Source organism: Streptomyces sp. NPDC001848, assembly GCF_042891915.1.
Lineage (GTDB): Bacteria > Actinomycetota > Actinomycetes > Streptomycetales > Streptomycetaceae > Streptomyces.
In genome coordinates, this window is the sequence record NZ_JBIATP010000016.1 from 63,379 (window position 1) to 84,665 (window position 21,287).

The 21,287-nt window shown below is 70.8% G+C and carries 17 protein-coding genes and 1 pseudogene; 12 read left to right on the plus strand and 6 right to left on the minus strand.

Features of this window, described 5'->3' with window-relative positions; genetic code table 11:
- Positions 1-166 precede the first annotated feature (166 nt).
- Both ACFYZJ_RS29595 and ACFYZJ_RS29600 read left to right on the plus strand, forming a co-directional pair.
- Positions 167-1,042 carry an SGNH/GDSL hydrolase family protein gene (locus ACFYZJ_RS29595; protein WP_388572990.1) on the plus strand — a complete coding sequence of 292 codons (876 nt, stop codon included), beginning with the start codon at positions 167-169 and terminating at the stop codon, positions 1,040-1,042.
- Positions 1,043-1,051: 9 nt separating this feature from the next.
- Positions 1,052-2,023, plus strand: coding sequence for an aldose epimerase family protein (locus tag ACFYZJ_RS29600; RefSeq protein WP_388572992.1), 972 nt, complete (start codon positions 1,052-1,054; stop codon positions 2,021-2,023).
- Between the two features lie 247 nt (positions 2,024-2,270).
- On the opposite strand, the gene ACFYZJ_RS29605 is transcribed toward ACFYZJ_RS29600, so the two are convergent.
- Positions 2,271-2,468 carry a Rid family hydrolase gene (locus ACFYZJ_RS29605; protein WP_388572994.1) on the minus strand — a complete coding sequence of 66 codons (198 nt, stop codon included), beginning with the start codon at positions 2,466-2,468 and terminating at the stop codon, positions 2,271-2,273.
- Between the two features lie 194 nt (positions 2,469-2,662).
- Here ACFYZJ_RS29605 and ACFYZJ_RS29610 point away from each other — a divergent pair.
- Positions 2,663-2,944, plus strand: a pseudogene (locus ACFYZJ_RS29610) (LysR substrate-binding domain-containing protein); the annotation flags it as partial.
- Here ACFYZJ_RS29610 and ACFYZJ_RS29615 read toward each other — a convergent pair.
- From ACFYZJ_RS29615 to ACFYZJ_RS29625, 3 genes are all read right to left on the minus strand, one after another.
- A complete protein-coding gene (locus ACFYZJ_RS29615; RefSeq protein WP_388572996.1) occupies positions 2,928-3,728 on the minus strand; it encodes an EI24 domain-containing protein in 801 nt (266 codons plus the stop codon). The pseudogene ACFYZJ_RS29610 and the gene ACFYZJ_RS29615 overlap by 17 nt on opposite strands.
- Positions 3,729-4,339: 611 nt before the next feature.
- Positions 4,340-5,203 carry a hypothetical protein gene (locus ACFYZJ_RS29620; RefSeq protein ID WP_388572998.1) on the minus strand — a complete coding sequence of 288 codons (864 nt, stop codon included), beginning with the start codon at positions 5,201-5,203 and terminating at the stop codon, positions 4,340-4,342.
- Positions 5,204-5,428: 225 nt separating this feature from the next.
- Positions 5,429-6,451 carry an NADP-dependent oxidoreductase gene (locus ACFYZJ_RS29625; RefSeq protein ID WP_388573000.1) on the minus strand — a complete coding sequence of 341 codons (1,023 nt, stop codon included), beginning with the start codon at positions 6,449-6,451 and terminating at the stop codon, positions 5,429-5,431.
- A gap of 99 nt (positions 6,452-6,550) precedes the next feature.
- On the opposite strand from ACFYZJ_RS29625, the gene ACFYZJ_RS29630 reads away from it, so the two are divergent.
- Entirely contained in the window at positions 6,551-7,003 is a 453-nt protein-coding gene (locus ACFYZJ_RS29630) for a MarR family winged helix-turn-helix transcriptional regulator (RefSeq protein WP_388573002.1), read from the plus strand.
- Positions 7,004-7,233: 230 nt separating this feature from the next.
- Here the strand turns inward: ACFYZJ_RS29630 and ACFYZJ_RS29635 are convergent, their stop codons facing one another.
- Both ACFYZJ_RS29635 and ACFYZJ_RS29640 read right to left on the minus strand, forming a co-directional pair.
- Positions 7,234-9,291: an ABC transporter ATP-binding protein gene (locus tag ACFYZJ_RS29635; protein WP_388573004.1), complete on the minus strand. Its 2,058-nt coding sequence runs from the start codon at positions 9,289-9,291 to the stop codon at positions 7,234-7,236.
- A gap of 503 nt (positions 9,292-9,794) precedes the next feature.
- Positions 9,795-10,562, minus strand: a complete 768-nt coding sequence (locus ACFYZJ_RS29640) for a hypothetical protein (RefSeq protein WP_388573006.1) — start codon at positions 10,560-10,562, stop codon at positions 9,795-9,797.
- Between the two features lie 282 nt (positions 10,563-10,844).
- Between ACFYZJ_RS29640 and ACFYZJ_RS29645 the strand changes: the two genes are divergently transcribed.
- The 8 genes from ACFYZJ_RS29645 (at position 10,845) to ACFYZJ_RS29680 (ending at position 21,178) form a co-directional block, all read left to right on the plus strand.
- Complete coding sequence (locus ACFYZJ_RS29645; protein WP_388573008.1) at positions 10,845-12,008, plus strand: mandelate racemase/muconate lactonizing enzyme family protein; 1,164 nt, start codon at positions 10,845-10,847, stop codon at positions 12,006-12,008.
- Positions 12,005-13,009: a zinc-binding dehydrogenase gene (locus tag ACFYZJ_RS29650; RefSeq protein ID WP_388573010.1), complete on the plus strand. Its 1,005-nt coding sequence runs from the start codon at positions 12,005-12,007 to the stop codon at positions 13,007-13,009. Before ACFYZJ_RS29645 ends, ACFYZJ_RS29650 begins: the two co-directional genes overlap by 4 nt.
- Before the next feature lie 123 nt (positions 13,010-13,132).
- A complete protein-coding gene (locus ACFYZJ_RS29655; RefSeq protein WP_388573012.1) occupies positions 13,133-14,101 on the plus strand; it encodes a hypothetical protein in 969 nt (322 codons plus the stop codon).
- 71 nt (positions 14,102-14,172) lie between these two features.
- Complete coding sequence (chvE, locus tag ACFYZJ_RS29660) at positions 14,173-15,282, plus strand: multiple monosaccharide ABC transporter substrate-binding protein (protein ID WP_388573013.1); 1,110 nt, start codon at positions 14,173-14,175, stop codon at positions 15,280-15,282.
- Between the two features lie 45 nt (positions 15,283-15,327).
- Positions 15,328-16,878 (plus strand): multiple monosaccharide ABC transporter ATP-binding protein, encoded by a 1,551-nt coding sequence (mmsA, locus tag ACFYZJ_RS29665; RefSeq protein ID WP_388573015.1) that lies wholly within the window; start codon positions 15,328-15,330, stop codon positions 16,876-16,878.
- Positions 16,875-18,119, plus strand: a complete 1,245-nt coding sequence (gene mmsB / locus ACFYZJ_RS29670; RefSeq protein WP_388573017.1) for a multiple monosaccharide ABC transporter permease — start codon at positions 16,875-16,877, stop codon at positions 18,117-18,119. The genes mmsA and mmsB overlap by 4 nt, the downstream gene beginning before the upstream one ends.
- A gap of 144 nt (positions 18,120-18,263) precedes the next feature.
- Entirely contained in the window at positions 18,264-19,418 is a 1,155-nt protein-coding gene (locus ACFYZJ_RS29675) for an aldose epimerase family protein (protein ID WP_388573019.1), read from the plus strand.
- 113 nt (positions 19,419-19,531) lie between these two features.
- Positions 19,532-21,178, plus strand: coding sequence for a pyridoxal phosphate-dependent aminotransferase (locus ACFYZJ_RS29680; protein ID WP_388573021.1), 1,647 nt, complete (start codon positions 19,532-19,534; stop codon positions 21,176-21,178).
- The last annotated feature ends 109 nt before the right edge of the window (positions 21,179-21,287 follow it).

The window sequence follows — 21,287 nt, forward strand, 5'->3', positions numbered from 1 at the left end:
CGGAACCGGGCGTGGCAAGGGCGGCCACGGGGCGAGGCTACCGTGCGCCGGGCCGAGGAGTGTGACGTACCGTCGGTCCCGTTGCCCGGGAATGCCGAGGTTTCACCCAAGGGGACGCGGGGCTGACCGAGCGTGTTCGAAGCGCTGCCGAACGAGGGGACCAGGGATGCGGAAGCGAAGCCACCGCTTGAGGGCCGTCGCCGCGGTCGCGGTCGCGGCCGTCCTCGGCCTGGCCGGATGCGACGCCTCCGGCGGCGGGGCGCCGTCGTCGCGGCCGTCCCCGAAGCCGGTCTGGAACCGCTCCCCCGACTCGATCGCCGCCGTCGGCGACTCCATCACGCGCGGCTTCGACGCCTGCACCGTGCTGTCCGACTGCCCTCAGGTGTCGTGGGCGACGGGCACCGACACGGGCGTCGACAGCCTGGCCGTACGGCTGCTCGGGCCGGCCGGGGCCACGGAGCGCAGCTGGAACTACGCGGTGACCGGCGCGCGGATGGCCGACCTGGCCGGGCAGATCGCGCAGGCGGTGCGGCACAGGCCGGAGCTGGTGACGGTGATGGTGGGCGCCAACGACGCCTGCCGCTCCTCAACCTCGGCGATGACACCGGTCGGTGACTTCCGCGAGCAGTTCGAGGACGCGATGGCGGTGCTGCGCCGGTCGCTGCCGAAGGCGCAGGTCTACGTCTCCAGCGTGCCGAACCTGATGCGGCTGTGGTCCGAGGGCCGGACCAGCGCGCTCGGCAAGCAGGTGTGGAAGCTGGGCATCTGCCCGTCGATGCTGGGCGACGCGGACGCGCTGGACGCCGCGTCCACTCGGCGGCGGGCTGCGGTGCAGTCCCGGGTGGAGGCGTACAACCAGGTCCTGAAGGAGGTGTGCGCGAAGGACCGGCGGTGCCGCTTCGACGGCAACGCGGTCTTCGACTACCGCTTCGGGCCCGCGCAGTTGAGCCCCTGGGACTGGTTCCACCCGAGCACGAACGGTCAGGCACGACTCGCCGAGATCGCCTACCGCACCGTCACCGCCAAGGACCCCGTGACCTAGGGTTCCCACATGAGCGAACTTTTCGGCACACTTCCCGACGGCACGGCGGTCCACCGCTGGACGCTGGAGCGGGGCGGGGTCCGGATGCGCGTCCTGTCGTACGGCGGGATCGTGCAGTCGGCCGAGGTTCCGGACCGGGACGGGGGCCTGGCGGACGTGGTGCTGGGCTTCCCGGACCTGGACGGCTATCTGCGCCATCCGGAGCCGTACCTCGGAGCTCTGGTCGGGCGGTACGCCAACCGCATCGCGGGCGCCCGTTTCTCGCTCGACGGCCGGACCTACGCACTGGAGCCGAACAACGGCCCCAACTCGCTGCACGGCGGGTCGCAGGGCTTCGACAAGCGGGTGTGGGACGTGCAGCCGGTGGAGCACGGCGTCCGGCTGTCCCGGGTGAGCCCGCACGGCGAGGAGGGCTTCCCGGGCCGGCTCGAGGTCTCGGCGACGTACACCCTCGACGCGGACGGCGCGCTGCGCATCGCCTACCAGGCGGTCACGGACGCGCCGACCGTGGTGAACCTGACGAACCACTCGTACTGGAACCTGGCGGGCTCGGGGAACGCGGGCGGGCACGAGTTGGGCATCGCCGCCTCCCGGTACACCCCGGTGGACGCGGACCTGATCCCGACGGGAGCGCTCGAGACCGTCGAAGGCAGCCGCTTCGACTTCCGGGAGTCCCGGAAGGTGGGTTCCGGCTACGACCACAACTTCGTGCTCGACAAGGGCGTGACGCGCACCCCGGTGGCGGTCGCCGAACTGCACGACCCGGCGTCCGGACGCCTGCTCACCGTGTCCACGACCGAGCCCGGCCTCCAGCTGTACACCGCCGACCACCTCGGCGCCCCCTTCGCCCCCGGCGACGGCATCGCACTGGAGACCCAGCACTTCCCGGACTCCCCGAACCGCCCGGACTTCCCGAGCACACGGCTGCGGCCGGGCGAGGTGTACCGGTCGGAGACGGTGTACGGCTTCTCGGTGCGCTAGCCCGGCACCGAGCGACGAGCCCCGGTCCGGCCGTCAGGTCCCGGACCGGGGCTGTTCGTCGAGGGACTCCGTCCCGTGTCCGACGTTAATCGTCGTCGCGACTCGATGGTCGGCGATCGAGCGCCCGGGCCGGATTTCGTACGAACCTTTCACAACCGTCCACGCGTGTCGCGCACTCCTCCAGGACGTCGATGACGCGGCGCGGCAGGACGACGACGGCCTCGACGCTCTTGCCGGGTACGGCGGCTCACTTCCCCACCGCGGGGGCCGGTACCGCGGCCACGACCTCCACCTCGATCTGCGCCTCGGGGCGGAACAGGCGGGGCACTTCGAAGGTCATGCTGGTGGGCGGGGTCCCGGGCAGGAACTCCCGTCGTACGGCGGCGTATTCGGCGAGTTTGCCGATGTCCGTCAGATACGTACGGATGTTGATGACGTCCGCCATGCGCACCGTGCGCCTTGAGAAGAGCGTCGATCGTCTCGAACACACCGCGGCTCTGCTCGGCGAGCGTCGCCCCCTCGGCGATCCGCCCGGCGAGGAGCAACAGGGCACTGTCATCGGCGTGTTGGACGCGGGCGACCTGGGAGTAGTACGGGCTGAGGGGCTGGGGCGCGGAGGCGGGGTTGTCCAGCGTGATGGGCTTCCGCCCACGGGTCGCGCACGTGGTGGCCGAGTGGACCGCCAAGCTGGGGTACGTCGCCGCCGGGCTCGGGGTGGCCCTGGTGCCGGCGCTCGCCGCGGAGTCCGTACGGCCGGATGTCTCCCTGCTTCCGGTGCTGGACGAGGGCGGGCCGGGGCGGGCGGTGTACGCGGCGACGGTGCGGGGGCGGTCCCTGTCTCCGGCCGGGGAGGCGTTCGTGGCGGCCCTGCGGGAGGCGGCGGCGTACGTTCCCGGAGCCGCCGTCAGGGGAGGTGGCTGATCGGCTCGTCCTCGGAGACGTCCTCCGCCTCCCCGGCGTTCTCCTCGCCCAGCAGGTCCCGGGCCAGCAGCGTGGCGCCCGCGACCGCGCCCGGCATCAGGAAGACGGCGACGAACGGGACGAGGAAGGCGAGGCCGAGGGGCGTGCCGAAGCCCCAGACGAGCGGCTTGCGGGAGCGCAACAGGGCGAGGCGCTCGCGGAGTTCGATGCTCCGACGCTGGAGCGCGACGGCGGTGAGTTCCTCGGTGAGGAAGAAGCCGGTGACGAAGAACCCGACGACCGGGACGACGGTCTGACCGACGAACGGCAGGAAGCCGAGGGCGAAGAGGAGCACGCCCCAGAGGGCGGCCCGTATGAGGATGCGGAGGCTGTCGCGGGCCGATATCCACAGCTCCCGGTGGAGGGGCAGGCCCGACTCGGGTGCCGTGCCGTCCGGGGAGACGTCGCGGTCGACCTTCTCCGAGAGGTTCTCGTAGAAGGGCTGGCCTATGAGGAGGGTGACCGCGGTGAAGGTGAGGACGGCGAGGAGGAGGGCGAGGGCGAACAGCACGACGGTGAGGAAACCGCGGAAGAGCCCGAGCCAGGGGTCCGGCCAGCTGTCGGCGAAGGGAGTGGCCCAGGTGACGAGGTCGTCGCCCCACAGGGCGAGCGCGACGAGCGCCGCGGCGTACAGGACGAGGGTGATCAGACCCGGCACGAGGCCGAAACCGTACTGTTTGCCGTGACGGGCCACCCATCGTTGGCCCTTGAGGAGATAGCCGAGTCCCGCGCCCAGATCATGCATGGGAGAACCCTATCGGCGGCCGGCATGTCGATTGTCATGCCGGTGCCACCATCGCCCGTCACGCCGGTCGCCCGCCATGCGGGTGCCACGCTCGCCCGTCACCCCGGTCGCCCGCCATGCGGGTGCCACGCTCGCCGGTCACGCCGGTCGCCCGTCACCCCGGTGCCAGGCCGGCCGGTCACGCCGGCCGCCCCGGTGCCACCCTCGCCCGTCACCCCGGTCGCCCGTCACCCCGGTGCCACGCCGGCCGGTCACGCCGGCCGCCCCGGTGCCACCCTCGCCCGTCACCCCGGTCGCCCGTCACCCCGGTCGCCCGCCACGCCGGTGCCACGCCGGCCGGTCACGCCGGTCGCCCGTCACCCCGGTGCCAGGCCGGCCGGTCACGCCGGTCGCCCCGGTGCCACCCTCGCCCGTCACCCCGGTCGCCCGTCACGCCGGTGCCACGCCGGCCGGTCACGCCGGCCGCCCGTCACCCCGGTGCCACGCCGGCCGGTCACGCCGGTCGCCCCGGTGCCACCCTCGCCCGTCACCCCGGTCGCCCGTCACGCCGGTGCCACGCCGGCCGGTCACGCCGGCCGGTCACGCCGGTCGCCTGTCATGACGGGCGCCCGTCATGCGGGTGCCACCGTGACCACGACCGCCCGTTCCGCCGCCGGGCTCATCGCCGCCGACACCCGTACCGCCGTCGCTCTGGTCACGCGGCCGGCGCGCGAAGCCGCCGCCAGGAGCAGCGGCTGGATCTGTTCCAGCCCCGAGACGAGGAGCTCCTCGCCCGCCAGCAGGACCGGGTGGGCCGCCTTCGTCGTCGCGGCGGCCGCTTCCGTGAGGTCGGCCAGGGGTGGCAGGGCCGCCCGGACCAGGGTCGACCCCGTGGCCGCGACCCGTTCCGTCAGGTCCTCCTGGAGCGGCAGCAGGGGGGCCAGCGCGGCCGTCAACGCCTCGGCGATCCGCGTCAGTTCGGGCGCCGAGTCCCGCAGGACCTCCGCCGCGGCACGGACCAGCGGGGTCAGGGCGAGCAGCGTGCCCGCCGCGAGGCCGGTCGCCGTCGGCAGCAGCGGGGAGGCGGCCTCCATCAACTCCCGGACGACCGCCGCGACCTCCTCCATCGCCGGTTCGACGGCGTCGAGCACCGGCAGCAGTCCCTCGCCGAGGGCGGCCAGCAGGACCTGTGCCGGTTCGCTCACCGGGTGCACGGCCAGCGGCGCGCCGGTGGCGCCCAGCCGGGTCAGGGTGTCGACGATCCGGTAGAACGCCTCCTGCGCCTGCGGGGACGCGCTCACCTCCGCCAGCTCCGCCGTGGTCTCCCGCAGCACGCGCAGCGCCTCGGCGCCCGACCCGTCGCGCGGATCGAGGGTGTTGACGGCGATCCTGGTGATGTTCCCGGCCGTGTCGAGGAGCTGGCCGGCGACGTCGGTGGTGCCGCGCGCCAGGCGCAGCACGTCGTGCCAGTGGGGGAGCGACGGAATCGGGGACATGGGCAGCCCTCCTCGCCCCTCAGCATGCCCCCTCCGGCCCGCCGCGGCAGCCGAGTTCGGGCATCCGTCACCGCCGGGCCATCTCCGCGTCTTCCGGAGGCGGTGATTCCCCCCAGGTGGACGACGCGGCGGAGGCCGCACCCCACGTCCAGGGATGCGGCCTCCGCCGTACGCAACGACCTTCGTCAGGCGGGCGTCACGGTGATGCGGGTGGTGTTCCGCCGCTCAGAGCTTGACGATCATCTTGCCGACGTTGTCGCCGCGCAGGACGCCGAAGAACGCCTCCAGGTTGTTCTCGATGCCCTCGACGACGGTCTCCCGGTACTTCAGCTCGCCGGAGCGGACCCAGGCACCGACCTCCTCGACGAACTGCGGCTGCAGGTCGTAGTGGTCGCCGACCAGGAAGCCCTCGATCCGGCCACGGGTCTGGATGAGCCGGGCGAGGTTCCTCGGACCGGGGGCGGGCTCGGTGTTGTTGTAGACGGAGATCATGCCGCAGACGGCGATGCGGCCGCCCCGGTTGAGGGAGCCGATGGCGGCCTCCAGGTGGTCGCCGCCGACGTTGTCGAAGTAGACGTCGATCCCGTCGGGGGCGGCGGCGCGGAGCTGCTCGCTCACCGGGCCGTTCTTGTAGTTGAAGGCGGCGTCGAAGCCGTACTCCTCCAGCAACAGCTTGACCTTCTCGTCCGAGCCCGCGGAGCCGATGACCCGGGAGGCGCCCTTGAGCTTGGCGATCTGGCCGACCTGGCTGCCTACGGCGCCCGCGGCACCGGAGACGAAGACGGAGTCGCCCTCCTTGAAGGCGGCGGTGCGCAGCAGGCCGGCGTAGGCGGTGAGCCCGGTCATGCCCAGCACGCCGAGGTAGGTGGACAGCGGCGCGGCGTCCGGGTCGACCTTGACGGCCTGCTTGGCGTCGACGACGCCGTACTCGCGCCACCCCATGAAGTGCAGGACGTGGTCGCCGGCGGCGATGCCGTCCACGTTCGAGGTGACGACCTCGCCGACCGCGCCGCCCTGCATCGGCTGGTTCAGCTCGTAGGGGGCGACGTAGGACTTGGCGGCGCTCATCCGGCCCCGCATGTACGGGTCCACGGAGAGGTACTTGTTCCGCACCAGCACCTGGCCCTCGCCGGGCTGTGGTACCTCGGCCTCGACGAGCGCGAAGTCCTCGGGCTTCGGCCAGCCGACGGGGCGGCTGAGCAGGTGCCATTCGCGGCTGACGGCGGGGGGCGTGGGGGTGTCGGTCATGGCGCCTTTCCTCACGTGCGGCTCAAATTAATTCAGTACCTGAAACAACCATGCTCCTGAATATTTCATGCTGTCAAGTAAAGAGGTAGCCTGGACGGCATGGCCGCGCAGCAGACTTCTCGTATCGACCCCGTGACGTTGGAGGTCGTGGAACTCATCGGCAGCGTCGTGGCGCGCTACCACCAGGAGTACGAGGAGGCGGCGGCCGAGCACGCGCTGACCGGGGCGCAGGCGCGGCTGCTGAGCCTGCTGTCGCTGGAACCGCTGCCGATGCGGCGGCTGGCCCAGAAGCTGAAGTGCGAGCCGTCGAACGTCACCGGGATCGTGGACCGACTGGAGGCCCGGGGCCTGGTGGAGCGCCGCCCGGACCCGGCGGACCGCCGGGTGAAGCTGGCGGCGGCGACGGAGGAGGGGCGCCGGGTGGCCCGCGGCCTGCGCGACTCGCTGGACTTCGCGCGGGAGCCGCTGGCGGGGTTGTCCCGGGAGGAACGGCTGTCCCTGCGGGACCTGCTGCGCCGCATGCTGGACGGGTCCGCCGTCGGTGCCGACTGACGGGGAGCCGGCCCCGGGTGCCGACTGGCGGGCCCCGGGTGCCGGCTGTCCGGGGCTCGCCCCCGGTACCGCCTGACCGGGGCCCGTCCCAGCACCGCCTGACCGGCACCCGCTCCCGGTACCGATCGACGGGGGCTCGCCCCCCGTTTTTCGCCCCCGCCGCCTCTACCCTTCCCGTACCTGGGGGCTGCCGCCCCCAGACCCCCGCTTGGGCCTGAACGGCCTTGTGCTCAAACGCCGGACGGGCTGGATGTACCGCTGGACGGTTTGCAAGTGCCCCCGGAGGTGCCCACGGACGGGCTGGACGTACCCCCCTGCGCGGGCACCTTGGGGCCGTCCAGGCGGTACTGCTCGGACTGCACCAGGTACATGCGGCGGAACAGGCCCGGGCCGGTCCCGTCCGGTCGCATGAGGTCGGTGAAGGTGCCGTGCTCCGCCACGCGGCCGTGCTCCAGGACATAGATCTCGTCCGCGTGCCGGACGCTGTGCAGGCGGTGCGTGATCAGGACGATCGTCTGGCCCTCCGCCGCGAGATCGCGGATCCGGTCGAAGACGCGCTGCTCGGCCTCCGCGTCGAGGGCGCTGGTGGGCTCGTCCACCACGAGGATCCGCGCGTCGCGGTGGCGGGCCCGGGCGATGCCGAGGCGCTGCCACTGGCCGCCGGAGATCTGGTGGCCGCCCTTGTAGCCGCGGGCCAGCAGGGTGTCCCAGCCCCGGGGCAGGGAGGCGACGGTCTCGTCGGCACCGGCGTACTCGGCGGCGGTGTACAGCAGTTCGTCGTCGTACGGTGCCTCGGGCCGGCCGATGGCGACGTTGATGCGCGCGGTGAAGGGCCAGCGGTAGAAGTCCTGGGCGACGACGGCGATGCGGTCGAAGAGGTCGGCGCGGTCGGCTTCCGTGGCGTCCACGTCGTCCCAGAGGATCCGGCCGCCGTCCGGGGCGTACAGCCCGCACAGCAGCTTGGCCAGCGTGCTCTTGCCGCTGCCGTTGTTGCCGACCAGGGCGATGATCCTGCCCGCCGGGATGGTGACGCTCACGCTGTCCAGGGCGGGCCGGCTGTCGGTCGTGCCCGGGTAGGTGAACGTGACGTTCTCGAAGCGGATGGCGGCGACCCGCGCCGGCAGCGGGCGGCCGGTGGTGGGGATGAGGCGGCGGTCGGCCTCCTGGCACAGCCGGTCCAGGTCGGCGACGAACAGGCTTTCCTCGTACAGGTAGTTGAGCTGGACGACCAGGGCTTCGAGGTTCGCGGAGCCGGTGCGGATGGCGATGACTGCAGTGCCGGCGACGGCCAGGCCCATGGCGCCGGTCCACAGCAGCAGGCCGAGCACGGCGTAGGTGGCCAGGGTGGCAAGACCCGTCCAGCCGGAGGCGACCAGGCCGGTACGGGCGGCCAGGGACGCCAGCCGGGTCTGTTCCCGCTCGCCGGTCTCGGCCATCGTGCGGAAGTGCCTCAGCAGGAACGGGCCGATGTTGTGCACCCGTACCTCGGGTGCGGCCTGGACGTCGATGAGCAGCCGCCCGAGGAGCTGCCCGGCCCGGGCGTGCTGGACCCAGGTGTGGAAGGAGACGTAGCGGCGGCGGGCGATGGTCAGCGCACTCCAGGCGCTCGGCAGGGTCATCGCCGCCAGCAGCGGCAGCAGCGCCGGGTGCAACGCGGTCAGCACACCGGCCGCAGCGACCAGCGCGATCGCCGCGGTGATCACCGACGCACAGAACTTGATCATCCGGCGGGCTGACTCGGCGCCCCACTGGGCGGAGTCGAGCAACTTGTGGAACTCCTCGTCCTCCACCGCCGCCAGCTCCACCCGGGCCACCCGCTCCAGGTACTCCTCGGTCGCCACCCGGAACACCTTCGGCTCCAGCCTCCCGGTGCCCGCCGTGGACAGGGACTTCAGCAGAGCGCCGGCGACCGCCGTGACAGCCACCGCGACCAGCGCCGGCCCGGCGGCGGCGAGTCGCTGGGCGGTCTCCCCCTGGCCGAACAGCTGGGCGAGGACCCGGTTGACCGCGACCAGGCCGACCGCCTGCGCGATGCCACCGCCGATCTCCGCCACGGCGACCTGTCGCAACGCCCGCGGGTCCGCGCGGTGGGCCAGCCGGACCGTGGAGCCGATCAGCCGGGGCATCCGCGCGACCATGGCGCGCAGCCCCAGTTCCAGGAACGAGCCGTCGTGCCGGCTCCACCCCATGTCGTACCGGAGCGGACCGCCGAACAAGAGCTGCTCCGACTCCGAGACGCCCTCCTCGGGGTGCCCGTTCCGGGCCGCGCGCTTCGTCCGTGCCTTCATACGAGCCGGTCTCCCTTCAGCAGCCGGCCGAGGAGCACCCGGCCCGCCCGCTCGAACACCAGGTGAATGCCGATGACGTTGGGATGTGGGCGCATGGAGCTCCTCCGCTGACGACGACTGGGGCATGCGCCTGCACAACGCTGCTGATCAGCGCCACGTAACGGACGATTCACCGAGCAAAAGTCCGAGCACTGGCCGGGATGTCCGTCAGGACCGCATACGGCTGCCGTGATGCGTAGTTCGAATCACCCGAGCGGAATGCCTCACTCGATCCGGGGATCGCCTGGCAGGAGGCAGGGAGGAGGCAGGGATGACCGTCGTGCGGCTCCCGGCGGCCTACGTCCGCGCGCGGCGGTCGGGTCGGCGATCCGCACCAGCGGGTGCGGTCACTCGCACCCGCACGAGGTGAGCAGCCGTCGGAGCGCACGCGTCATCGGCTGAAGCGCGCGCTGCGTCAGCTGACGGACGCCCCGGAGACGGGGCGCGGTCCGCCCCGTCGAGCGCTATGTGCACCACCACAGGAACCGATTGCACGTTTTCGATGGCGAAGGTGTCGGTACCGGGCCCGTCCTCGTCGGCGCCGGTGTCGGACGGGTGCTCGGCGCCGTGGTGGCCGTCGCCGCGGGAGGCGGCGCCGACTGCTGCGCAGGCCCCGTCGTGGGCGCCGGCTCCGTGGGGCTCTCCGACGCGTGCTTCTTCCCGTCCGCCTTCTTGTCCTTGGACTTCGACGACGGGGACGCCGCGACGGACGCCGAGACCGAGATCGCGCCCGAGCCCGTGCCACCGGCGGCACCCGGCGCGCCCGTGGTCTGCGCCGCCGAGGCCCCGCCGTTCGCCGCCTCGTCCCCGGCCGTCGCCGTCTTCGGTGTCGACCCCGGCACCTCGATGCCCAGCTCCGCCAGGCTCAGCGCGCCCGCCGCCAGCAACAGCCCCGCTCCGGCGAACAGCACCCGCCGTCGGCGCCTGCGATGCGCCGCGGCCTTGCGATCGCGACGCGCCGCCCGGGGCCCGGGACCGGGGGACGCACCGCGGCGCCGACTCTGCGCCCGCCCGGGCCGCACCCCGCCGTCGTCCGCGGCCGACGCCTCGGCGACACCCGAGCCGCCGAAACCGTCCGGGGGAAGACCCGCGTCGCCCGCGTCCGCGTACATCTCCGCGTCCGGGTACATCTCCGCGTCCGCGTACGCGCGTAGCTCTTCGACCGGCGTACCGCACCCCGGGCAGGCGAGGGCGCCATTCAGGTGCCGTCGGCACGGGTGGCAGTAGTCCATGACGCGGGAAGGGTAAGGTCCGGCCGGATAACGTTCCTAGAGGTGCCCGTGAAGGTTGTGTGCGGAACCGGCCGACATGATGTGGCGGGCCGAACGCGGCACGGCGAAACAGCTCTCGAAAGCCTTGCCGAAACCGTTATGCGTTCGACCCATTGACACTCCCACTGCGGCGTCCTTACTGTCACGCCAGCATTTCGAACGTGTGACGAAATTTCGAACACGCCGAAGCGCTACCCACCCGAGCCGACGTACGCACCGACGAAGCAACAAGGGGCAACTGCCGTGCGCATCACCGGAATCAGCACACATGTGGTCGGAACGCCGTGGCGCAACCTGACGTACGTGCAGGTGCACACCGACGAAGGAATCACCGGTGTCGGCGAGACCCGCATGCTGGGCCACACCGACGCGCTGATCGGCTATCTGCGAGAGGCGGAGGCCAACCACATTCTGGGCTCGGACCCGTTCGCGGTGGAAGACCTCGTCCGCCGGATGAAGTACGGCGACTACGGCCGTGCCGGTGAGATCGTCATGTCCGGTATCGCGGTCGTCGAGATGGCCTGCTGGGACATCAAGGGCAAGGCCCTCGGCGTCCCGGTCTGGCAGCTGCTGGGCGGCAAGGTCACCGACAAGGTGAAGGCGTACGCCAACGGCTGGTACACCACCGAGCGCACCCCGGAGGCCTACCACAAGGCCGCCCAGGGGGTCATCGAGCGCGGTTACAAGGCGCTGAAGATCGACCCGTTCGGTACCGGGCACTTCGAACTCGACCACGAGCAGACCCTCTACTCGGTCTCCCTCATCGAGGCCGTGCGCGACGCCATCGGCCCGGAGACCGAGCTGATGCTGGAGATGCACGGCCGCTTCTCCCCCGCCACCGCGGTGCGGCTGGCCAAGGAGATGGCCCCGTTCAAGCCGGCCTGGCTGGAGGAGCCGGTGCCGCCGGAGAACCTCAAGGCGTTGCAGAAGGTCGCCGAGAAGGTGGACATGCCGGTCGCCACCGGTGAGCGCATTCACGACCGCATCGAGTTCCGCGAGCTGTTCGAGAGCCAGGCCGCGGACATCATCCAGCCCGACCTCGGCCACATCGGCGGCATCTGGGAGACCCGGAAGCTGGCCGCCACCGCCGAGACGCACTACATGCTCATCGCCCCGCACAACGTGGGTGGGTCCGTGCTGACGGCCGCCTCACTGCAGGTCGGCTTCACCTCCCCGAACTTCAAGATCCTGGAGCACTTCAACGACTTCGCGGACGCGGAGATCAAGAAGGTCGTCAAGGGCGCCCCGCAGGTGAACCCGGAGGACGGCTGCTTCCACCTCTCCGACGCACCCGGTCTCGGCGTGGAGCTGGACACCGACGCGGCGGCCGAGTTCCCGCAGCAGCGGGCCCACTTCGACCTGTGGGCCGAGGGCTGGGAGAAGCGCAACCCGAAGGACGAGCAGTGAGCACCGCCGTCGTCGTCGAGGCGCCCGGCACCCACCGGCTCGAAGCGCACACACCGCGCGAGCCCGGCCCGGGCGAGGCGCTGGTGCGGGTCCACGCCGTCGGTATCTGCGGCAGCGACCGCGAGGTCTACCAGGGCAACCGGCCCGAGGGCTATGCGCGCTACCCGCTCACCCCCGGCCACGAGTGGTCCGGCACGGTGCAGGCGGTCGGCGCCGGGGTGCCCGCGTCGCTGATCGGCCGCAAGACCGTCGGGGAGGGCTTCCGCAACTGCCAGGTCTGCGACCGCTGCCACGCGGGCGAGACGACCCTGTGCACCTCGGGCTACGAGGAAACCGGCTTCACCCAGCCGGGCGCGATGGCCACCACCCTCACGCTCCCGGCCCGGCTGCTGCACCTCCTGCCGGACGACGCCGACCTCACGGCGGCGGCCCTGCTGGAGCCGGCCGCCTGCATCGCGGCCGCCGCACTGAAGGGGAACGCCCAGCCTGGCGAGCGGGTCGCGGTCGTCGGCACGGGCACGCTGGGCATGTTCGCCGTGCAGTTCCTGAAGGCGATCTCGCCGTCGGAGCTGCTGGTGGTGGGCACCCGCAACGACCGCGAGGCACTGTCCCGGCAGTTCGGCGCCGGCGACTTCCGCACCAGGGACCAGGAGCTGCCCGACGACTTCGACGTCGTCATCGAGACCGCCGGGTCCGCGTCCGCCGCGCGCACCTCCGCCTCGCTGCTCCGGCGCGGCGGGCGGCTCGTCCTGACGGGCATCCCGGCGCCGGGCGCCGAGGGCCTGGACCCGACCGACCTCGTCGTACGGCAGCTGGAGGTGCACACCGTCTTCGGTGCGCCGCCGGACGCCTGGGGGCATGCGGTGCGGGTCTTCGGCGCCGGGCTGCTCGATCCGCTGCCGCTGGTCACGCACGAGCTGCCGCTCACCGAGTTCCCGCAGGCCATCGAGCTGGTGGGGTCCGGCGACCCGAAGGTCGGCAAGGTCCTGCTGAGACCGTGACACCCCTGAGAGCCGTACGCCGGTACGGAGTTACCTGACGAGCTCCGTACCGGCGTACCACCAGACCCACCCACACCCTGAGCCGCGAACTTCGTCCGAAATACCGAACATGAAGGACTCCTCGTGACCACCGACTCCGCTACGGCAGCCCGCAGGCCCGGTGAGCAGGCACTCGCCGCGCTCGGCCTGGGCGCGCCCGACCTCTCCCCCGCCGACGCCTCGCCGCACACCTTCCCCGGAGGCGGCCGCTGGCGCACCGAGATCCCCTCGTGCGAGGGACCCGAGGCGCTCGCGGCGGTCCTGAAGGAGTCCTCCCGGCTCGACGTGCCGATCCACCGGATCAGCCAGGGCAGCGGTGTGTGGATGCTGACCGACGCCGAGATCACCGAGATGGTCGAGGCCACGGCCGAGCGTGACATCGAGCTGTGCCTGTTCACGGGCCCGCGCGGCACCTGGGACATCGGCGGCTCGGTCCGCTCCGACTCGCGCGGCGGGGGCCTGAGGGCCCGCGGCCACGACGCGGTCGCCGGCTGTGTCGAGGACGCGATCCGCGCGACCGAGCTGGGTGTGAAGTGTCTGCTCGTCGCGGACGAGGGCGTGCTGTGGACGCTGCACCGGGCCCGTGCGAAGGGCATCATCCCGGCCGACACCACACTGAAGGTCTCGGCGCTGATCGGCCCGGTCAATCCGGCCTCGTACGCCGTGTACGAGCGGCTGGGCGCCGACTCGGTCAACGTGCCCAGCGACCTGACGCTGGATCACCTCACCGAGATCCGGCGGGTGTCGGGCGCCCCCATGGACATGTACATCGAGGCCCCCGACGACCTGGGCGGCTATGTGCGGATGTACGAGGTCGCCGAGCTGATCCGGCGCGGCGCACCGCTGTATCTGAAGTTCGGTCTGTCCAAGGCGCCCGGGATCTACCCGTACGGCGCGCACCTGCGGGACCTGACCCTGGACACCGCCCGGGAGCGGGTGCGGCGCGGCCGACTCGCTCTCGACCTGCTCGCCCGGCACGGCGCGGACGGCGACATGGCGCCGCTCGGCTCCCGGCTGCCCGGCTCACTCAACCGCTTCCCCACCGGCGACTGACGACCGCCGGGAGCACTCCGCCCCTCTCTCCCGCCCATCTCAACGACGAGAACACACAAGGACTGATCACCATGCGCACTCGCAGAGCCGCACTCACCGCGATAGCCGGAGCCGCGTCCCTCGCCCTGACCCTGACCGCGTGCGGCCAGAACAGCGCGGGCGGCAGCAAGGAGAAGGCGGGCAGCGCCAAGGGGGGCACCATCGGCATCGCGATGCCGACCAAGTCCTCCGAGCGCTGGATCAACGACGGCAACAACGTCGTCAAGGACCTCGAGGCCAAGGGCTACAAGACCAAGCTGGTCTACGGCGAGGACAACCCCGACACCCAGGTCTCGCAGATCGAGAACCTGATCACCCAGGGCGTCAAGGGCCTGATCATCGCGGCCATCGACAACAAGTCCCTGAACAACGTCCTCCAGCAGGCCGCCGACGCGCACATCCCGGTCATCTCCTACGACCGCCTCATCCTCGGCACCAAGAACGTCGACTACTACGCCTCGTTCGACAACGAGAAGGTCGGCGTACTCCAGGGCACCTACATCGTGCACAAGCTCGGCCTGGACAGCGGCAGGCAGGGCCCGTTCAACATCGAGCTGTTCGCCGGCTCCAACGACGACAACAACACCAAGTACTTCTTCGGCGGCGCGATGAAGGTGCTGCAGCCGTACATCGACAAGAAGCAACTGGTGGTCAAGTCCGGGCAGACCCAGCTCAACCAGGTCACCACCCTGCGCTGGGACGGCACCACCGCGCAGAAGCGCATGGAGGACATCCTCACCTCCGCCTACAAGAGCGGCAAGGTCGACGCGGTGCTCTCGCCCTACGACGGCATCTCCATCGGCATCCTGTCCGCGCTGAAGTCGGACGGCTACGGCTCCGCGAGCAAGCCGCTGCCGGTCATCACCGGCCAGGACGCCGAGCTCGCCTCGGTGAAGTCGATCATCGCCGGTCAGCAGACGCAGACCGTCTACAAGGACCTGCGCAAGCTCGCCGATGTCGCCTCGACGATGATGGACGACGCCCTCAACGGCAAGAAGCCTCAGATCAACGACACCAAGACCTACGACAACGGCACCAAGGTCGTCCCCGCCTACCTGCTGCAGCCGGTGAGCGTCGACAAGTCGAACTACGAGGACGTGCTGGTCAAGGGCGGCTACTACACCGACGCCCAGCTCAAGTAACCGGCGCACACCCCCACCGACCGCACACGACTGGAAGGCACGACCATGGCGGGACCCGTCCTGGAAATGCGCTCGATCGTCAAGACCTTTCCCGGCGTCAAGGCGCTGTCGGACGTCAATCTGACCGTCCGTCAGGGCGAGGTCCACGCCATCTGCGGGGAGAACGGCGCCGGCAAGTCGACCCTGATGAAGGTCCTCTCCGGCGTCCACCCGCACGGCACCTACGAAGGGGAGATCCTCTTCGAGGGGGAGGTCTGCCACTTCAAGGACATCCGGGCGAGCGAGCAGCACGGCATCGTGATCATCCACCAGGAGCTGGCGCTGGTGCCGTTTCTCTCCATCGCCGAGAACATCTTCCTCGGCAACGAACACGCCACGCGCGGGTTGATCAACTGGAACGACACGCTCAGGCACGCCACCGAACTGCTGCGCCGCGTCGGTCTCGACGAGCACCCGGAGACCCGGATCGCCGACATCGGCGTGGGCAAGCAGCAGCTGGTGGAGATCGCCAAGGCGCTGTCCAAGGACGTGAAGCTGCTCATCCTGGACGAGCCGACGGCGGCCCTGAACGACGAGGACAGCGGCAAGCTCCTCGATCTGATCCTGGAGCTGAAGAACCAGGGCATCACCTCCATCATCATCTCCCACAAGCTGAACGAGATCCGCAAGGTCGCCGACTCGGTGACGATCCTGCGCGACGGTCGCACCATCGAGACGCTGGACGTCAAGGCGCCGGAGACCACCGAGGAGCGGATCATCGCCGGCATGGTCGGCCGCGACCTCGACAACCGCTTCCCCGACCGCACTCCGCACCAGCCGGAGGAGGGCGCGGCGCCGGCCCTGGAGATCCGCAACTGGACCGTGTTCCACCCGATCGACCAGCAGCGCAAGGTGGTCGACGATGTGTCGATCCAGGTGCGGCGCGGGGAGATCGTCGGTATCGCGGGCCTGATGGGCGCGGGCCGCACCGAGCTGGCCATGAACGTCTTCGGGCGTACCTACGGCCGGTACGCGGGCGGCACGGTCCTCAAGGACGGCAAGGAGATCCGTACGAAGACGGTCGCGGAGGCGGTCGCGCACGGCATCGCGTACGTCACCGAGGACCGCAAGCACTACGGCCTGAACCTCATCGACACGATCAACCGGAACATCTCGCTGACCGCGCTGAACAAGGTCGCCAAGCGGGGCGTGGTCGACGAGCAGGAGGAGCGGCAGGTCGCCGAGGGCTTCCGCAAGTCCATGAACATCAAGGCGCCGACCGTGTTCGAGCCGGTGGGCAAGCTGTCGGGCGGCAACCAGCAGAAGGTCGTCCTCAGCAAGTGGATCTTCGCGGGCCCGGACGTGCTGATCCTGGACGAGCCCACCCGCGGCATCGACGTGGGCGCCAAGTACGAGATCTACACGGTCATCGACCAACTGGCCGCGCAGGGCAAGGCGGTCGTCTTCATCTCCTCCGAACTGCCCGAGCTGCTCGGCATGTGCGACCGCATCTACACCATGGCCGCCGGGCGACTGACCGGAGAGGTGCCGCGGGCCGAGGCCACGCAGGAAGTGCTGATGCGCCAGATGACGAAGGACAAAGAGGTAACCCGATGAGCACGGATGTGACCGCCAAGACCCCGGCCCCCGCGCCGCCGGGCAAGAGCGGATCGGCCACCGGTGACGGCCTGCTCCAGCTGGTGCTGAGCGGACTGCGCCGCAACATGCGGCAGTACGGCATGCTGATCGCACTCGGCCTGATCGTCATCCTCTTCGAGGTCTGGACCGGCGGCGACCTGCTGCTGCCGCGCAACGTCTCGAACCTGGTCCTGCAGAACAGCTACATCCTGATCCTCGCGATCGGCATGATGCTGGTCATCATCGCCGGGCACATCGACCTCTCGGTCGGTTCGCTGACGGCGTTCGTGGGCGCGTTCGCGGCCGTGCTGACCGTGGAACACAGTGTGGCCTGGCCCATCGCGCTGGTGCTGTGCCTGCTGGTGGGCGCGGTGGCCGGCTCGGTACAGGGCTACCTGATCGCGTATCTCGGCATACCGTCGTTCATCGTCACCCTCGCCGGGATGCTGCTCTTCCGCGGCCTGACGGAGATCCTGCTCAAGGGGCAGACCCTCGGCCCCTTCCCGGACGGACTGCAGAAGCTCGGCAACGGTTTCCTGCCGGAGGTCGGCCCGAACACCAACTACCACAACCTCACGCTGCTGCTCGGCCTCGTCATGATCGCGGCCGTGGTGTGGCAGGAGGTCCGGGACCGGCGCCGGCAGCAGGAGTTCTCCCTCGACGTGCTGCCCGCGCGGCTGTTCGCGCTGAAGCTCGTCGCCATCGTCGCCGCGATCCTGGCCCTCACGATGCTGCTCGCCAGCTACCAGGGCGCGCCGATCATCCTCATCGTCCTGGGCGTCCTGGTGGTCGGCTACGGCTACGTCATGCGCAACGCCGTCTTCGGCCGCCACATCTACGCGATCGGCGGCAACCTGCCGGCCGCGAAGCTGTCCGGCGTCAAGGACAAGCGGGTCACCTTCCAGGTGTTCCTGAACATGGGCGTGCTCGCGGCCCTGGCGGGTCTGGTGGTCGCCGCCCGTCTGAACGCGGCCTCGCCGAAGGCGGGCGTGAACTTCGAGCTCGAGGCGATCGCCTCCTCGTTCATCGGCGGCGCGTCCATGAGCGGCGGTGTCGGTACCGTCCTCGGCGCGATCATCGGTGGTCTCGTGCTCGGCGTGCTGAACAACGGCATGAACCTCCTCAGCGTCGGCACCGACTGGCAACAGGTGATCAAGGGCCTGGCCCTGCTGGTGGCGGTTGGGTTCGACGTGTGGAACAAGCGCAAGTCCGGTTCGTAAGTCGGTAAGGCCCCCACCGGGAGGTGGGGGCCTTCACCTTCCTCGTAGGCAAGTGAGCCGAAGGGCCGCCACCCGGCGGTAGCCGCACAACTGGCAGGGCGGCGCACCGGAGGCGAATCTGGCACCAAGAAAAGGGAGCCGCACATGGAACTGAACAGACGTACGGTCATTGCGGGCGCCGCCGCCGCGGGCATCGCCGCAACCACACTGGGCGGGCCCGCCGAGGCCGCCGCTTCGGGAAGCAGGAAGCCCGTGAAGGAACTCTTCGGCAAGCTCGCCGACGGCACCAAGGTCTACCGCTGGTCCCTGGAGAACGGCGGCACCCGGCTGAAGGTCCTCTCCTACGGCGGCATCGTCCAGTCCCTGGAGATCCCGGACCGCCACGGCCGCTACAAGAACGTCTCCCTCGGCTTCGACAACATCGACGACTACGTCGCCAAGAGCCCGTACTTCGGCGCCCTCATCGGCCGCTACGGCAACCGCATAGCCAAGGGCCAGTTCACCCTGGACGGCAAGAGCTACCAGCTCTCCGTCAACGACGGCGTGAACAGCCTGCACGGCGGCAAGCAGGGCTTCGACAAGCACGTCTGGGACGTCGAGCCGTTCACCAGGGGCTCCGACGTCGGCCTGATCCTGCACTACACCAGCGTCGACGGCGAGATGGGCTACCCGGGCACCCTCAAGGCGAAGGTGACGTTCACCCTCGACCGGCACGGCGACTGGCGCATCGACTACGAGGCCACCACCGACAAGCCGACCGTCGTCAACCTCACCAACCACACCTACTGGAACCTGGCGGGCGAGGGCAGCGGCACCATCGAGCACCACGAGCTCGAGATCGCCGCCTCCCGCTACACGCCCACCGACTCGGGCCTGATCCCCACCGGCGAGCTGGCGAAGGTCGCCGGCACCCCGTTCGACTTCCGCCACGGCAAGGCGATCGGCCGGGACATCCGCGCCGGCCACCCGCAGCAGGTCCAGGCCAAGGGCTACGACCACAACTGGGTCCTCGACAAGGGCATCACCGCCAAGCCCGAGCACGTGGCGACCCTGCGCGACCCCCACTCCGGCCGCACCCTGAAGATCTTCACCGACCAGCCGGGACTGCAGTTCTACTCGGGCAACTTCCTCGACGGCACCCTGGTCGGCACCGGCGGCCACACCTACCGCCAGGGCGACGCGCTGTGCCTGGAGACGCAGCACTTCCCGGACTCGCCCAACCACCCGAACTTCCCGTCGACCGTGCTGCGGCCCGGGCAGACGTACCGGACGACGACGATCCACTCGTTCAGCGCGTAAACGCGAGCGAACTCACACTCGACGCACACCAGTTGAACAACGCCACGTCCGTATCCGTATGAGTGGGTGGCCCGTGCTCCCCCGCACGGGCCACCCACCGTACGGAGGTTGCCTTGGCAGACAACGTCACCTCGCTGTTCCGCAGCTCCGCGGCGCACAGCCCCTCGATGGCCGCGCTGACACGTGAGAGCGACGGGGTCGGCCCGGTGGACTTCTGCGTTCCGTGCAACCCGTACTTCCCCACGCCCGCCATGTTCGAGGAGATGGCGGGCAGGCTGCGTGAGATCCTCACCTACTACCCGAGCGGCGCCGAGACGATCACGGCCGAGCTGTGCGGTCTGCTCCAGCTGCCGCCGCAGTGCGTCGCCATGGGCAACGGCTCCACCGAGCTGATCACCTGGATCGACCACCTGCTGGTCCGCGAGTCCCTCGCCGTCCCCGTCCCCACCTTCGGCCGCTGGACCGACCAGCCCATGGAGACCGGCAAGCGGGTCGACATGTTCCCGCTCCAGGAGTCCAGCGGCTTCTCCCTGGACCTCGCCCAGTACGGCGAGTTCATCCGCAAGCGCGGCACCCGGGTCGCCGTGGTGTGCAACCCGAACAACCCCGACGGCGGCTACCAGTACAAGCACGCCCTGGTGCAGTTCCTGGACCAGATGGCCGACCTCGACCTGGTCGTCGTCGACGAGTCCTTCCTGGAGTTCGCGGACGCCGAGGCCGACCCGAGCGTCGTGCAGGAGGCGATGCTGCGGCCCAACGTGGTCGTGCTGCGCAGCCTGGGCAATAACTTCGGCCTGCACGGCGTCCGTTTCGGCTACCTGGTCGCCAACCCGGCGCTCGCGGGCCGGATCCGCTCGATGCTGCCGAAGTGGAACCTCAACTCCTTCGCCGAGCACGTGGTGTTCATGCTCAAGGAGCACGGCGCGGAGTACCGGCAGAGCCTGCAGCAGGTGCGCCGCGACCGCCTGGAGATGGCCAGCCACCTCGCGGCGCTGCCCGGCCTGACGGTCTACCCGTCCCAGGGCAACTTCCTCTTCGTGCGCCTGCCCGTGGGTGCCGAGGGCACCGTGGTCCGCGACCGGCTGCTCACCGAGCACCGGATCCTGGTCCGCGAGTGCGGCAACAAGATCGGCTCCTCCAGCCGCTTCCTGCGACTCGTGGTGCGCCCCGAGGTGGACGTGCGTCGCCTGGTGTCCGCCCTGGAGCAGGTGCTCTACGGGTCCAGGAGGGGAGCCGCCGTGCCCGAGCCGAGCCAGGGGACCGGCTACAGCTCGGGTACGGCGGCGGTGGACCGCCTGGTCAGCGAGACCAACGGGGCCGGGATGCGGGGGCTCGCCGCCCAGGCCGCGGGGTCCGCTGCGGGGCTCCCGGCCGCCGCACCGCTCCCCGCCGCACAGCCGGCCGTCGGCGGCACGCCGATGCCGGCGGCGGCCCAGGCCGCTCCCCGGCCGACGGCCCCCGCGGCACTGCTCACGCCGGCAGTCGCTCCGGCCCCGGCCCCGCTGCCCGCGCCTGCACCCGCGCCGGCCCCGGCTCCGTTCCCGGCGCCCACCCCGGTCCCCGCCCCGGTCTTCGCCCCTGCCGCGGCGACCGGACCCACCCCGCCGGGCGTCCCTGCGCGCGGCGGCCTGACCGCGGCCCAGGTGCGCGGCATGACCGCCCCCGCCCCCGGCACCCCCGGCCTGGCGCCGGCCCCGGCCACCGGCTGGCCGAGCCCGCCCGCGTGGCCCAACGCGGCGGGGATGGGGCAGGCGGGGTGAGGCCACGCCGCGGTAGCGCATGGAGTGACACAAAAGCAACCGAGTCATTCCATGATGTCCGATTCGCTCACATAAGAGCGAATGAATAACTAATTCACCGTTTCTCCTG

What these genes read in the sequence shown, in the direction of transcription:
- ACFYZJ_RS29630 (WP_388573002.1), top strand. Translation starts at nt 6,551, where the DNA reads ATGGCCGCGCAGCAGACTTCTCGTATCGACCCCGTGACGTTGGAGGTC.
- ACFYZJ_RS29640 (WP_388573006.1), bottom strand. Translation starts at nt 10,562, where the DNA reads ATGGACTACTGCCACCCGTGCCGACGGCACCTGAATGGCGCCCTCGCC.
- ACFYZJ_RS29635 (WP_388573004.1), bottom strand. Translation starts at nt 9,291, where the DNA reads ATGAAGGCACGGACGAAGCGCGCGGCCCGGAACGGGCACCCCGAGGAG.
- ACFYZJ_RS29675 (WP_388573019.1), top strand. Translation starts at nt 18,264, where the DNA reads ATGGAACTGAACAGACGTACGGTCATTGCGGGCGCCGCCGCCGCGGGC.
- ACFYZJ_RS29605 (WP_388572994.1), bottom strand. Translation starts at nt 2,468, where the DNA reads ATGGCGGACGTCATCAACATCCGTACGTATCTGACGGACATCGGCAAA.
- ACFYZJ_RS29625 (WP_388573000.1), bottom strand. Translation starts at nt 6,451, where the DNA reads ATGACCGACACCCCCACGCCCCCCGCCGTCAGCCGCGAATGGCACCTG.
- mmsA (WP_388573015.1), top strand. Translation starts at nt 15,328, where the DNA reads ATGGCGGGACCCGTCCTGGAAATGCGCTCGATCGTCAAGACCTTTCCC.
- ACFYZJ_RS29615 (WP_388572996.1), bottom strand. Translation starts at nt 3,728, where the DNA reads ATGCATGATCTGGGCGCGGGACTCGGCTATCTCCTCAAGGGCCAACGA.
- ACFYZJ_RS29595 (WP_388572990.1), top strand. Translation starts at nt 167, where the DNA reads ATGCGGAAGCGAAGCCACCGCTTGAGGGCCGTCGCCGCGGTCGCGGTC.
- ACFYZJ_RS29620 (WP_388572998.1), bottom strand. Translation starts at nt 5,203, where the DNA reads ATGTCCCCGATTCCGTCGCTCCCCCACTGGCACGACGTGCTGCGCCTG.
- chvE (WP_388573013.1), top strand. Translation starts at nt 14,173, where the DNA reads ATGCGCACTCGCAGAGCCGCACTCACCGCGATAGCCGGAGCCGCGTCC.
- mmsB (WP_388573017.1), top strand. Translation starts at nt 16,875, where the DNA reads ATGAGCACGGATGTGACCGCCAAGACCCCGGCCCCCGCGCCGCCGGGC.
- ACFYZJ_RS29600 (WP_388572992.1), top strand. Translation starts at nt 1,052, where the DNA reads ATGAGCGAACTTTTCGGCACACTTCCCGACGGCACGGCGGTCCACCGC.